Source organism: uncultured Victivallis sp., assembly GCA_944389935.1.
Lineage (GTDB): Bacteria > Verrucomicrobiota > Lentisphaeria > Victivallales > Victivallaceae > Victivallis.
The window spans coordinates 35125-49061 of record CALXOE010000013.1 but is presented as its reverse complement, the minus strand read 5'-3'; the positions used below and the strand labels follow the sequence as shown (position 1 = coordinate 49061).

At 58.2% G+C, this 13937-nt stretch carries 11 protein-coding genes; 10 read left to right on the top strand and 1 reads right to left on the bottom strand.

Annotation, left to right across the window (positions count from 1 at the left end; all coding sequences use genetic code 11):
* Window positions 1-49 precede the first annotated feature (49 nt).
* The 8 genes from Q0J85_RS05960 (at window position 50) to Q0J85_RS05925 (ending at window position 10096) form a co-directional block, all read left to right on the top strand.
* The gene (locus Q0J85_RS05960; protein WP_294479138.1) at window positions 50-1984 is read left to right on the top strand and encodes a hypothetical protein; all 1935 of its coding nucleotides are present in this window, start codon (window positions 50-52) and stop codon (window positions 1982-1984) included.
* Window positions 1985-2068: 84 nt separating this feature from the next.
* The gene (locus tag Q0J85_RS05955; RefSeq protein ID WP_294479136.1) at window positions 2069-2338 is read left to right on the top strand and encodes an ACT domain-containing protein; all 270 of its coding nucleotides are present in this window, start codon (window positions 2069-2071) and stop codon (window positions 2336-2338) included.
* 2 nt (window positions 2339-2340) lie between these two features.
* A complete protein-coding gene (locus tag Q0J85_RS05950; protein ID WP_294479135.1) occupies window positions 2341-3699 on the top strand; it encodes a PFL family protein in 1359 nt (452 codons plus the stop codon).
* A gap of 22 nt (window positions 3700-3721) precedes the next feature.
* Window positions 3722-4786 carry a LacI family DNA-binding transcriptional regulator gene (locus Q0J85_RS05945; protein ID WP_294479133.1) on the top strand — a complete coding sequence of 355 codons (1065 nt, stop codon included), beginning with the start codon at window positions 3722-3724 and terminating at the stop codon, window positions 4784-4786.
* A 148-nt stretch (window positions 4787-4934) separates the two neighbouring features.
* Window positions 4935-5687 carry a type II secretion system protein gene (locus tag Q0J85_RS05940; RefSeq protein WP_294479132.1) on the top strand — a complete coding sequence of 251 codons (753 nt, stop codon included), beginning with the start codon at window positions 4935-4937 and terminating at the stop codon, window positions 5685-5687.
* A 51-nt stretch (window positions 5688-5738) separates the two neighbouring features.
* Window positions 5739-7715: a sugar-binding protein gene (locus tag Q0J85_RS05935; RefSeq protein ID WP_294479130.1), complete on the top strand. Its 1977-nt coding sequence runs from the start codon at window positions 5739-5741 to the stop codon at window positions 7713-7715.
* Window positions 7712-8275 (top strand): hypothetical protein, encoded by a 564-nt coding sequence (locus Q0J85_RS05930; protein ID WP_294479128.1) that lies wholly within the window; start codon window positions 7712-7714, stop codon window positions 8273-8275. Before Q0J85_RS05935 ends, Q0J85_RS05930 begins: the two co-directional genes overlap by 4 nt.
* Window positions 8276-8629: 354 nt before the next feature.
* Entirely contained in the window at window positions 8630-10096 is a 1467-nt protein-coding gene (locus tag Q0J85_RS05925; protein WP_294479126.1) for a glycoside hydrolase family 27 protein, read from the top strand.
* On the opposite strand, the gene Q0J85_RS05920 is transcribed toward Q0J85_RS05925, so the two are convergent.
* Window positions 10060-11778 carry a glycoside hydrolase family 2 protein gene (locus Q0J85_RS05920; RefSeq protein ID WP_294479124.1) on the bottom strand — a complete coding sequence of 573 codons (1719 nt, stop codon included), beginning with the start codon at window positions 11776-11778 and terminating at the stop codon, window positions 10060-10062. The genes Q0J85_RS05925 and Q0J85_RS05920 overlap by 37 nt on opposite strands.
* Window positions 11779-12026: 248 nt before the next feature.
* Here Q0J85_RS05920 and Q0J85_RS05915 point away from each other — a divergent pair, with 248 nt between their 5' ends.
* Entirely contained in the window at window positions 12027-13106 is a 1080-nt protein-coding gene (locus Q0J85_RS05915; protein WP_294479123.1) for a LacI family DNA-binding transcriptional regulator, read from the top strand.
* Window positions 13107-13155: 49 nt separating this feature from the next.
* Entirely contained in the window at window positions 13156-13917 is a 762-nt protein-coding gene (locus Q0J85_RS05910; RefSeq protein WP_294479122.1) for a prepilin-type N-terminal cleavage/methylation domain-containing protein, read from the top strand.
* The last annotated feature ends 20 nt before the right edge of the window (window positions 13918-13937 follow it).

Sequence of the window (13937 nt, the reverse complement as noted above, 5' to 3'; positions counted from 1 at the left end):
AGTAAAACGAATTTTGACCGATGAATCAGAGATCAGGAGGATGAGCGTCATGGACGGAGTTCGGAATATTTTCGCGCCCGGCGCCGGTTTTTTCACTGGATGCAACTACTGGGCCAGCCATGCGGGAACCGCAATGTGGCGGGATTGGCGGCCGGAAGTCGTGGCGGAGGATTTCAGGCAGCTCGCCCGGAACGGGGTGACGGTCGCGCGGGTGTTTCCGCTCTGGCCGGATTTTCAGCCGATTCAGGCGCTCACGGGATTCGGGCAGTGCTTTGTCGAAATGCGCTTCGGGGAGGAGCCGCTGCCTGACACCCCCGCCGGACGCGCCGGCGTCGATGAGAAAATGGTCGAGCGTTTCCGCGAACTCTGCCGCATTGCCGCTGAGAACGGCATCCGGCTCATTGTCGGTCTCGTGACCGGCTGGATGTCCGGTCGCATGCATGTGCCTCCCGCATTCGAGCGGGTGAATGTGATCACCGATGCGACCGCCATCAAATGGCAGGTCCGGATGGTTCGGTATCTCGTGCGTTCGCTGAAAGATTGTCCAGCGATCGCCGCATGGGATCTCGGCAACGAGTGCAACTGCATGGGCAGCCCGGTTTCCGCCGATGAGGCCTGGTGCTGGAGCGACACGATCACGGCGGCGATCCGCCGTGAGGACGCGGAGCGCCCGGTGGTTTCCGGCATGCACTCGCTCGTCTGTGACGGCGGGCCGTGGAAGATCTCCGACCAGGCGGAGGTGACCGATGTGCTCTGCACGCACCCGTATCCGCTGTTTACGCCGCACTGTTCAACCGATCCGGTCAACACGATGCGCAATGCGTTTCACGCCGCCGCCGAGACGCGGCTTTACGGCGATGTCGGCGGCGTTCCGGCGTTCGTCGAGGAGGCGGGCAGCCTCGGACCGACGTTTTCGAGCGAGACGGTTGCCGCCGCCTATTTGAACAACATGCTCTGGAACAGTCTCGCACACGACTGCCGTGGTTTGCTGTGGTGGTGTGCGAATGACCAGACCCTGCTTAAACATGCTCCCTACGACTGGGTCGCGATGGAGCGCGAACTCGGACTTCTGCGGCCCGACCGGGAGGAGAAGCCGACGCTGCGTGTGATGAAGGCATTCGGGGAGATGCTCGACCGGACGGGACTGCGTAAACTCCCCCCGTTCCGGCGCGATGCCGTGATGATCCTCTCGCAGGATCAGGATCAGTGGGGCGTGGCGTACGCGGGATTTCTGCTCGCGAAACAGGCGGGGTTCGACATCGAGTTCCAGTATTCGGAGCAGGCGCTCAAACCTGCGAAATTCTACATCCTGCCGTCGATCCGCGACACGCGCGTGATGCCGGGACGCCGCTACCGGGAGCTGCTCAGGGCGGTTCAGGAGGGGGCGACGCTGCTGGTCACTTCCGACGGCGGGTCGCTCGAGCCGTTCAATTCGGTCTTTGGAATCGACATTGCGACCGTCAGCCGGGCGGTGGCCGAGACGGTGATCTCTTCGGAGGAGCGCGACTTCCATCTGCGCTGCCGTTCCGAGTTTCAGATCGACCTTGTGAACCGCGACGCGGAAGTCCTTGCGGTCGACAGCGATGATGATCCGATCTTCTGCTGCCGGGCGTTCGGGGAGGGGAAAGTGCTTTTCCTCGCCGCCCCGATCGAACGGGCCGCCTCGGAGACGCCGCGCGCATTTCTGCCGGGCGGGCAGGAGCTTTATCGGCTTTACGCGGCTGCGGCGGAAAAGGCGGGAGTGCGGCGGCGGGTATTCCGGACGAATCCTCAGCTCACGCTCACCGAGCATGAAGTCGATCCGGATACGCTGCTTGTGATTGCGGTCAACAATACGCCGACAACATTCACGGATGAGATCACCTCTTCCGCCGAGTGGGTATTCGATTCGATGGTCTGGGGTGAACCGCCGGTCGTGTCGGGCTTCACGGTGCAGGGAAACTCCGGCTCGATTTTGAAATTCCGCAGAACGAAGCGGGGGTGAGCCGGGCAGCGGTGAAACGTGTTTTTTTCTTGACCCATCGGCCATAAATGGCAGATGCTGTCATAAATGTGAGGAAATATTGAAATGAAAGCAGTTGTCTCCGTCATCGGACGGGATTCGGTCGGCATCATCGCCAAGGTCAGCGCGGGGTGCGCGGAGTCGGGTGCGAACATCCTTGATATCTCGCAGACCGTTTTGAATGAATATTTTACGATGATCATGATCGTGGATATCAAGGCGCTCACGGTTCCGTTCAACGATTTTGTCGACCGGATGAGCGCGCTCGGGCGGCGCGAGGGGCTCGAGATTCACGCCATGCACGAGGACATCTTCAACTCCATGCACAGGATCTGAACATGTTTGAGATGAAAGACATCCTGGAAACCATCAGCATGATCCGCGAGGAGAAGCTCGATATCCGGACGATCACGATGGGGATTTCGCTTTACGACTGTCAGTGCGACGATCCAAGGCGGCTTGCCGTGCGCATTTACGACCGGGTCATGAGCCGTGCCCGCGATCTCGTCCGCACGGGGGAGGAGATTGAGAAGAAGTACGGCATTCCGATCATCAACAAACGGGTTTCGGTGACTCCGATCGCGCTGATGGCGGGCGGGCTCGACGTCGACGGAGCGGTCGGAATCGCGAAAACGCTCGACCGTGCCGCGCACGAGCTCGGGATCAACTTCATCGGCGGCTACAGTGCGCTGGTGCAGAAGGGGTTCACGAATGGCAGCCGGACGCTGATCAGTTCGATTCCGGAGGCGCTTGCCGAGACGGAGCGGGTCTGTTCGTCGGTGAACGTCGCGAGCACGAAAGCCGGAATCAACATGGACGCGGTTGCGGAGATGGGTCAGATCGTCCGCGAGACGGCGGAACGCACGAAAGAGAACGGTTCGATCGGCTGCGCGAAGCTCGTTATTTTTGCGAACGTGCCGGAGGACAACCCGTTCATGGCGGGGGCGTTTCACGGGATCGGCGAACCGGAGACGGTCATCAACGTGGGAGTTTCCGGGCCCGGGGTGGTTGCCTCCGCGATCCGGCGCAAGGGGGCGTGTGACCTGACTGAGATCGCCGAGACGATCAAGCGCACGGCGTTCAAGATCACGCGGGTCGGGCAGCTTGTGGCGCGCGAGGCATCGGAGAAACTCGGCGTCCCGTTCGGAATCGTCGATCTTTCGCTCGCTCCGACACCGGCGGTGGGGGATTCGGTCGCCTACATCCTCGAATCGATGGGGCTTGAGAAGTGCGGCTGTCACGGCACGACTGCGGCGCTGGCGATGTTGAATGACGCGGTGAAGAAAGGGGGGGTGATGGCCTCCTCGCATGTGGGCGGACTCTCGGGTGCGTTCATTCCGGTTTCGGAGGATGCGGGGATGATCGAGGCGGTGCGCTGCGGCGCGCTGAATCTCGAGAAACTCGAAGCGATGACGGCGGTCTGTTCGGTCGGGCTGGACATGATTGCGATTCCGGGGGATACGCCGGCGGAGGTGATCTCCGGCATCATCGCCGACGAGATCGCGATCGGCGTGGTGAATTTCAAGACCACGGCGGTGCGTCTGATCCCCGCATACGGCTGCAAAGTCGGGGATACGGTTTCATTCGGCGGACTGCTCGGCGAAGCGCCGGTGATGCCGGTGAACACCTGTTCTCCTGCTGTGTTCATCGGGCGCGGCGGCCGGATTCCGGCGCCGATCCAGAGTTTGAAAAACTGATTCGGAGAGAGCGGTCGGGAGGATGAAGCCGGGAATGCGCGAAAAGGCGGTCACGATCAAGGACATTGCGGAATACTGCGGGGTGTCAAAGAGCCTCGTCGGGTATATCCTGAGCAATTCGCCCACACGCCACGGTTCGCCCGAGGTGCGGGAGCGGGTACTCGAGGCGGCGCGAAAGCTCGGTTACCGGCCGAACCGGGCGGCGAAGATGCTGGTCGGCCAGAGCAGCCGCCTGATCGGCATCTGCATCTGCAGCCAGATGCCGCCGGTCCTGTTCCGCTGTCTTGCGGCGATGGAACGCGAAGCCAAGAAACGCGGTTACCAGCTGATGATCAGCGAAAGTTTCGGGATGCCCGAGGATCTGCTTCAAAGCTATTATACTTTTATGGAATACTGGATTGCCGGCGTGATTTTTCTGGGCATCGAACATCCCCGTGACCAGGAGCAGGTTCGGGCTTGTTTTTCGGGGAAGCGCAATCTTCTGTTCATGGGAGTGTCTCCGCTTGAGAGCGCCTGCTGTGTCGATGTGGACTGGGGGGCGGGCAGTTATGCCGGTGCGGAACACTTCATCCGGTGCGGGCGAAGATGTCCGGCTCTGGTGGTGGATCAAGTTCCTTACGTGTCAATCTTGAGCCGGATTCACGAATTCCGCGAGGCGATGCGGCGCGCCGGGCGTGTGGAGGGGAGGGACTTTCTTATCTCCCGTATCAATTACTCCCCCGATCGTGAGCACATGCGGCGCGAGGTTGTCCGGGTACTCGAGGAGGAGCTGCTGCCGAACCGGGTGGACGCGGTCATGATGCAGAATGACGTTTATGCCGCAAGTCTGCTTCAGGCTTTGTCCCGGCGCGGCATTCGGGTGCCGGACGATATGGCGGTGATCGGGTTTGACGATGAACTCTTCTCCTCTGCGACGATTCCGCCGCTGGCCACTGTCGACCAGAATGTGGAACAGCAGGCAGTGGCCGCCATCGATCTGCTTGTCGCCCAGATCAACGCAGAAGGGGAGCTCCCGGCGGAACAGCGCAGCATCCGTATTCCCTGTTCTCTGGTTCTGCGCGAATCCGCCGGAATCCCCACTGCCTGATTTTTTCGAAAAATCGTTTTTTTTTTGCGTTCCCCTCTTGACTTTGATCGCAAAGTTTGGTATAATATAAAAAAACGTGGAACGTTCCACAGTGATGGGTTTCATCCCGATGGAAAGGAGTGTCATAATGAGAAAAAGTCGGTGCAGAATGATCTGTAAAGTTCATAAATTCACATTGATAGAACTTCTGGTGGTGATTGCGATCATTGCGATTCTGGCGGCGATGCTGCTGCCGGCGCTGAATCAGGCGCGGGGACGGGCGAAAGCCGCGAATTGTGTCAGCAACTTGAAGCAGCTTGGGCAGGCATTGCTCGCTTATGCGGACGACTCGAAGGGGTGGGGGCCGTCCTGCTATTTTGACAACGGCATCTGGTTGTTGCCACTATTGGATGGAGGGTACATTCCAGGTCCATCCTATACGCTTTCCTGGAACAATGCGACGTTTGATACCAATACGAAAGGGGTTTTCTGCTGTCCGTCGGTCACTTTCCCCGGCACGATGAAGTATACCTACGGAATATTGACTTACGGGAATTGGGGAATGTTCCACCTGACGGGAGGAAAACTTTTCCTGATCAACAATTCGAACGGAATCCCCAAGCCGTATTCGACAATGAATTCAAATCTTTCCCATAGCCAGTCCTTGATTCTCGGAGATTCCAGTGTGGTTGCTTCGGCAGCCGACTCCTATTTCCGGATCGATATGGTCACCAGCTGGAATGGAGAGGCGAGTTTGCTTCACAGCGGCGGGCAGGGGAATTTCCTGCATGCGGACGGTCATGTCGCCGCTCTCCGGAATTACGAATTGAGGAAGCACTGCAGCTGGACCTATGGAGCAGAACAGGATATTACGGTCAAATACGCACTGCCGGGCATGACCGCTCCACTTGTCGCACCATAAATATTTTCATTAACGAATTCACTCATCTGAACATTTCCGGAGGGTACAAAAATGGATCGAAGATTTTGGAGGGCAGCGGCTGTTTCCGCTGTATTGGCGGCGGGAACTTGGCTTTCCGCGGGGGAGGAGTTTCTGCTTGGTTCTTGTGCGCACTTTTCCAAGAGCCGGGCTGATGTCAATGCGACGCTCGATTTGATGGTGGAGGGGGGACTTTCCGCCACTCGGGACGATATCGTCTGGGCCAGCTGGGAGAGAGAACGGGGAAAATATACTCCGCAGGGATATTACGAAAGTTACCTCAATCGTGCTCTCGAACTCGGTCTACGGCCGATGCAGCTCATCAACTACGGTCACAAACTTTATGATCCTTCCGGAGCTATGCTTTACGAAAACCCGAATCCGCCGCAGGAGGCGTTCGACGCTTTCGGCCGCTTTGCCGGCTGGGTCGCCGCCCGGTATCGCGGCAGGGGGAACGCTCCGCAGATCTATCAGATCTGGAACGAGTGGCCGGGACAGGCCGCCCCTTATGCAAAAGCGCTTGCCGCGGCTTATGCGCAGATGAAGAAAGCGGATCCCGACTGCATCGTCGTGGCGAACTCCTGCCATCGCCGGGAACCGTTTCTGGAGGAGACGTTTCAGCAGGGAGTTCTGCAGAACTGCGACGGAATCGCCTGGCACAACTACAACCACGGAGAACTCGGGGAAAAAAATCGTTCCTCCGAAACGTTTTTCGCCCGGGTCTGCAATGTGCTGGAACTCTCGAAGAAATACAACAACGGAGTCCCGAAACCGATTTACCTGACCGAAATCGGCCGCCCGAATCATCTGGGAATTGACGGCAGCACGGAAGCGGAAGCCGCCGACTATCTCACGCAGCTGCTGCTTCTGTTCCGTACCGAGCCGGCGATCAAGGGTGCTTGGATTTACAACTTTTCGGACAGCGGCTATGATCCTTATAATCAGGAGGACAATTTCGGACTCTGCACCGCCGACGAAACTCCGAAAGAGGCGTTCTACGCCGTACGCTCCATCGCCGACGTGGTTCGTCACGCTAAGTTTGTGCGGCGTTGGAAGACGCCGGACGATGTGCGGCTTCTGCAGTTCCGCATGCCGGACGGGCGCGATGTTCTGGCGGCGTGGACCGCGGTTCCCGATGTGCGGCATCAGTTGATCTTCTCCCGCGGCAGCGCGCCGGATGTTCCCGCTGAACTGCTGGTCGCTGGCGGTGTCCCGACCGTGCGCAAGTGGGGATGGCTCGAATGGGTCGACGCCGACAACAACAAACAGATCGGTCTCGGCGGCAGACGCAAAGACGAGATCAGCTTTACCGCGGGCAGCCGCCCCGTACTGCTCTTCGGAAAGCTCGACGGGGTTTCTCTGCGGACGGTCAAGCGGATCGAGCGTCTGCCGAAGGACGGCGGCAGTGGCGGAATCAAAGTGCCGGAGGAGGTCATCCTTGTTGGAAAATCCCTCGATCAGGCGCAGGATCATCCGTTCGGCTCGGAACTTCTGTACCGTCGCATGGGCGGATTCGGGCCGCGCAACGGTGTCGCGGATCTCGACGCTTCGTTCCGTATCGCGTACGACAAAGAAAATCTGCTGCTCGAAGTGAGCGTGACCGACGATGTTCCATTCAACAACTTTCACGGCAATATGCTCTGGGGCGGGGATTCGCTTCAGCTCGCATTTTCCGCGCTGACCCGCAATGAGAGGGGACCGGCCGGAACCGAATACGGTCTGGCGTTGACGCCGCAGGGACCCGAGGTGTTCCGCGAGGCTTCCCAGATTGGCCTCGAGACCCCGACCCGGGTGAAGCTGGATGCAAAACGCACCGGGACGAAGACCGTCTACCGGATCACCGTTCCCTTTGCGGAAATCGGCGTCGAACCGAAACCGGGTATTCCGATCGGCATGTCTCTGGTGGTCAACGACAACGACGGCAAGGGACGCAAGGGGTATTTGCACTGGGCAGACGGTATCGCAAACGGCAAGAATCCCGACCAGTATAACTGGGTCGTCCTGCAATGAAGAAACTGTTCAGTTTGCTGTTGTTCTCCGGCGCGGTTCTGCCGGTCCTCGCCGAAGCGCTGGAGATCAGCTTCGACAAGGGGACGAATCCCGGGTGGGGGTTCTTCATCGGCATGGAGGCTCCGGGCGCCCAGGGAAATCTGGTCATGATGCCGGAGAAAGTCGGCATCCCGGCGCTCCCCGCCGCCCGGTTGGAGGGTGCGTTCAATAACGGCGGCTGGTACGTGGGGATGAGTCGCCATTTTCAGAAGCCCGTTCCGTTCGGAAAGCTTACAATCAAACTCGCCAGTTGGGATTACAACGCAATTGTCATCCGACTGGTTGACTCCACCGGTCAGACGCATCAGATGCCGGTCTGGTTCCGGAGCGGAGGGGAATGGAAGGAACTCGTCGTTCAGCGGCCGAAGTGGTCGCGGATTCACTGGGGCGGCGCCAACGACGGCAAGTGGCACGGCAACCTGAAGTCGGTCATCATTCTCGTCGAGGGAAACGGTCTTGTGGACAGGAAGAAAGGGCAGGGATTTCTCTACCTCAACCGGATCGCCATCGAAGCGCCCTGAGGGGCGAATAGATCGATCCTGATAACAGCAAAGCATGAGGCGGCACAGCCTCACGCGGAAAATGGATGAACGATTCTGTTTCGTGATGGAACAGAATCGTTTTTTCGGTATCTGCATTCGTGCAGATCATTGGGAACGTGTTTGTTAAGGAGTGTAAGCCGGAGCGTATGTCCGAACCGGCAACCTTTCTTTTTCCCGGTCGAAGTCTTTTTTTGAATTTGCAACGGGAATAAATCATCGGAAGATTCTCTCCCGATACTTGATAAAACAGATATTTGAGTGTATTGTAATAAGTTTTTTTACCTTTATGATGCGGAAAATCATTTCAGAGATTGGATGAGGAACAGCAGGATTATGGTTTCAGTTTCGTCAGCTCCCCGTTTTCACGTTCCGGCAGCATTCGGAGTGCGGCCGGGCAATGAATTTTTCTTCCCGATCCCGGTTGACGGGGAGGGCGTTGCGCTGCATTGCGTGAATCCGCCGCCGGGTACCCGGTTCGATGCGGCGTCGCGGTCGCTGCGGGGACAGTTCGCCGCTCCCGGTACCTGGCCAATCTCATTCGAGGCGGAGAATTCCGCCGGGCGCGTCGTTTGCATCGTCAAATTTGTGGTTGGCGACTCCATTCAGTTGACGCCGCCGATGGGGTGGAACAGCTGGTACTGCTTTTCCGAGGGGGTCAGCGATACGAGAATTCGCACCGTGGCCGATGCCCTGGTGGAGCGCGGACTCGCCGCGCATGGCTGGAATTTCGTGAACATCGATGACTGCTGGCAGGGCGAACGCGGAGGAAAATACGGCGCATTGCAGGGGAATGAACGCTTCCCGGATATGGCCGCCCTGGCTGATTACGTGCATTCCCGCGGTTTGCGGTTCGGGCTCTACTCGACGCCGTGGATCTCCACCTACGCCGGTTTCCGCGGCGGCAGCACCGACGGCGGAAGCGAGGAACGTATTTTCCTGCCGCCGGAAGAACGGCTGCAGCCGAATCAGGTATTCGGACGTTTCCCCAGCTTGTATCAACGCAACGTCAACCGGACCGGGACGGAGTGGCGGGTCGATGACGATATCCGCCAATGGGTCGAGTGGGGCGTCGATTTCGTGAAGATGGACTGGCTCCCGAACGATCTTCCGACTACCCGGAGAATCGCCGCCGGGCTGCGGAACTGCGGACGCGACATCGTTCTGAGTCTCTCGAACAACGCGCCGGTTGCGGATGCGCAGGAGCTGCTCGATTGCGCCGAGCTCTGCCGGATCACGGGGGACATTCGGGACGAGTGGGAGAGCATCTCCACCATTGGATTTGACCATCCCGCCGGGTGGCGTCTGGCGGCGGGACCGGGGCGGCATCCCGACCCGGATATGCTGCAGATCGGCGCGATCGGCATCCCGAACCGGCCGAATCCGACCTATACGCCGAGCCGGCTGACTCCGGAGGAGCAGCGTTTGCAGTTTTCCCTCTGGTGTCTGCTGTCGGCGCCGCTGCTGCTGAGCTGCGACATCGCCGGGATGGATGACGAAACTTTCCGACTCCTGACGAACGACGACCTCATCGCGGTCGATCAGGATCCGCTGGTCTGCCCGCCCCGGATCCGCGATTGCGGCGACGGTGTCCTCGAATACCGGAAACCGCTCGCGGACGGTTCCGAGGCGATCGGCCTCTTCAACCGTGCGGACGAAATTCGCCGGACTCGATTGGAGATTCCCCGTCGCGGGCGCGAACTCTGGAGCGGCGAAGAGCGGGAACTCTGCGGAGAGTTCACCGTCGCCCCGCACTCCTGCGCGGTCTACCGGAGCGGGAGCCCGGCCGAATCCGGCCGGTAACGCCGGAAGAGCGCTTTGACCGTGTCGAACGCAAGTTTCGGGCGGCGGTATTCGTCGAGCAGTCCGGCGCAGTTGAATCCGCGCGGTTTTGTCCGGATCTGGCCGCAGAGCGTATAACTTTTGCAGTCGAACATCTGCCAGAGCGTGATTCCGCAGTAGCGCGGATTTCCGAGGATGGCCTCGATCGCAGTCGCGAAGTAGTCGGACTGATACTCCTCGCTCCACTGGGCGCGTTCGCGGCTGCGGATTCCGTAGATGCCGCATGCGCCGCTTTCACTCACAAGCAGCGGTTTTTGCGCGAACTGCGGTGCGCTGAAATAATCGGCCCAGCGGTCCATCTCCGGCTTGACCACTTCGAGATTGTTCCGACTCCAGTCGTCACATTCGCTGATCCAGCCCGGATAGGGATTGATCGAGATGATATCCGCAAGATCGAAGCAGATATCGCGGTCGAAGCGGTTTGAGGCGTAGGAGATGAGCCGGGTGTCGTCCTCCGCGCGGATCGATTCGATGATTTTCCGGTAGAGTTCGCGCCCGGCCATCGTGTCGGAACAGCTTTCATTCAGAAATCCGTAGATGATGACCGACGGATGATTCACGCTCGCGCGCGCCATTGTCGCCGAGGCGCGGCAGAAGAGTTCGACTTTGACAGGATCCTCCGCGTCGGCGGCGGGCTGCCCCCAGCCGTAACTCTCCTCCCAGACGAGAAATCCCATCTGGTCGCAGAGCTCGAGGAACTCCGGATTCTGCTGATAGTGAGCGCCGCGGATGAAATTGGCATGGAGTTCTTTCGCGTATTTGAGGTCGTCGACCATGAGCTGAGTCGGCTGAACCGGGCCGAATTCGGGGTGGGATTCGTGGCGGTTCACGCCGAGGAGGCGCAGCGGTTCCCCGTTGAGCAGCAGTTGGCAGCCGTCGGTTTCGATGGTGCGGATTCCAAACCGTTCGATGACCGTATCGTCTGCGATCCGGACGCACAATGTGTGCAGATCGGGCTGTTCCGGACTCCAGATCCGGAAGTCGGGGACTTCGACCTCGAACGCGATTTCGTTTTTCTCGACGCGCGCCTCGGCCCGCTGGAGCTCCGCGCCGTCGAACGCATACTGAAATGCGAGCATTTCCGGGACCGCGCCGCGCAGGGAAAGTTCGACCCGCACGAGTCCGGTTTCGAGATTCAGCGTTTTGATCCGGATCTGGTCGATCGCGAGTTTCGGCAGACGCTGGATCGAGACGCTGCGGTAAATGCCGCCGAACGCATAGAAGTCATTGTAAGGTTGCACCAGCGGAGCGTTTTCCGGACTGAAACGGTTGTCGACGGCGATCACGATTTCGTGCATTCCATCTTCAACGGAAAAATCGAACTCAAGTGTGGCATACGGGATTCTGCATTGTCCGATCTCGTTCCCGTCGAACCAGATGCGTGCGTATAGTCCGAGCCCATCCAGCGAGAGACGGCAGAGTCCGGCGGGAAAGTGGAACCATTTCCGGTAGAGTCCGACTCCGCGGCGACCGATTCGCTCGCCCGCCGTGTCGAAACACCCCGGGACCGCGGCGATTTCATTGAACACTTCAAGTGAGGGAACGATCGCATTCACGTCGATTGCATCCCCGAGCCAGGCGAAATCCCAGGCTCCATCGAGAAGCCGGGTGAAACGATCCGGATAGACTGGAAAATTTCTCATGACGCTTTCTCCCTGATCATAAGCATTTGTGTTGTCCTGACCACGTTTTGAAGATACACCCGTGTGATCTTCTTGTCAAGTACCCTTACGGTTTCTGCCGGAAAGTTCCCCGCTCCATGGGAGAAATGTTGGAAAAATTTTCAAAAAAAACGTTTTATCACTTGACATTTTCATCGAAATTCAGTATAATTAATGCAAACGATAAAACGTTTTCTTAGTTTTCTGACAAGACAGTTGGAGCGGATACGATGGGCAAGAACGGGATCAGAAGTGTGGCGGAGCTGGCGGGAGTGTCGATCGGGACGGTCTCGAAGATATTGAATCCCTCCTCTTCCGCAAATATCCGGGTATCTGCCGAGACGCGCGAAAAGGTGCTGGCCGCGGTGAAGAAGCTCGATTACCGCCCGAGTTACGGCGCGAAACTGCTGCGAGGAGAGAGCACACGAACGATCGGATTTGCGATTTCGATGCCGAAGGACCACAATGTCGCCTATCTTTCGAGTTACACGTTTCGGCTGTTGAACGGAATCGGCCATGAGGCCTCGATGAAGGGTTATCAGGTGCTGCTGCTGAACGGCGTCGACTACCGCTGCTTCATGAATATCAAGCGGGTCGACGCACTGATTATGATCAATTTCGCCTTGTCGTCGAATCCGGAACAGGAACAGATGCGCGAGATGTTCGAACTCTTCAATGAACGGCATTATCCCTACGTGGTCATCAACCGGGAGCCGGGGGAAGAAAAGATGCCGAAGATTCCGTTGATCCGGGTCGACAACGCTTCCGGGATGAGGCAGGTGGCGGATTTCATTGTCCGCAAAGGATATTCGACCGTGGGATTTGTCGGGGAGTTGACTTCCAATCCGCAGCAGCATCATCTGGACCGCTGCCGATTTCTGGCGGAATATCTTGCCGGGACACCATGCCGGCTGTTGCCGGGAGCGGTTTTGAATGGGAGCGGCGGCGGGATTCCCGATGTTCCGCGGGTCGGCCGCTACAGCCACGATGAAGGGCGTGTCGCATTGCGGTATCTGATGGAAAAGAAGTGTGTTCCCCGCTGCCTCGTCTGCGGGGACGACGACATCGCCATGGGGGTCTTGAAGGCGGCGATTGAAGCAGGGATCCGGGTGCCGGAAGAGCTTGCCGTGATCGGGTTTGACGACGATCAGAACACGGATTATCTGAATCCGGCCTTGACGACGGTTCACCAGCCGCTCGAGGAGTTCGGACGCCTCGCCGTCGATTATGTCCTCGCGAAGATGGAGGAGCCGGAAAAGTTGATCGAACTGGTGATCGAACCGAAACTGATCGAACGGGAATCGGCATAGAAACAAGATGGAATGGAATCCGAAGGCATTGCAATACAGGAGGTTTTTTATGACGAAACGTTTCTTTACACTCATCGAGTTGCTGGTGGTGATTGCAATCATCGCGATTCTTGCGGCGATGCTGCTGCCGGCGCTGAATCAGGCGCGCGAGCGTGCACAGAGCGCGAAATGTATGGGTAATTTCAAGACGATCGGCCAGGCTTCCGCCATGTATCAGGGAGATAACAATGACTATTTTGTGAATGGAGGCATCACAAATTACGATGTGGAACCGACGACAACAGGAAGATGGTTTCACAAACTAGAAGTGTACACGAAGAATTATACCGTATTCAACTGTCCGGCCATGGTCAAGGAGTCGCCGAATTATGAAGTCGCGAATTACAACGGCCAGTCCGTCGGCGGTTGGAACCCCTCCTGGGGGCAAATACCGCGTGGCCGGGCCGGTTATGGCGCTGTTTGTTGTTCCGCCTTGAACACCAGTCAGTTTGGAGCGGCCAATAAATCAACCGGAGTACCGGATTATACGGTGAAGATCAAACAACTTCAGGAGCAGATCAACTCCATGTGGAAGGGGACCCGTCCTTCGGTGAGCAAAATCGTGTTTGTGACAGATGGTCTGATGAAGATCAATTCCACTGTCTACAATGGAACGGATTCGATTTTGACGCTTAAGCATTTTGTCCACCGCGACCGGCGCAATGTCGTATATATCGACGGTCGGGTGGAGTCCAGGGGGGTCAACGACTTCCGCGGCTGTGAAGGGGATAACGCCGCAGGTCCGTACTGGCGGGTGATTTTCAGCAATTAGGGGATAAAGATAAGGAAAGG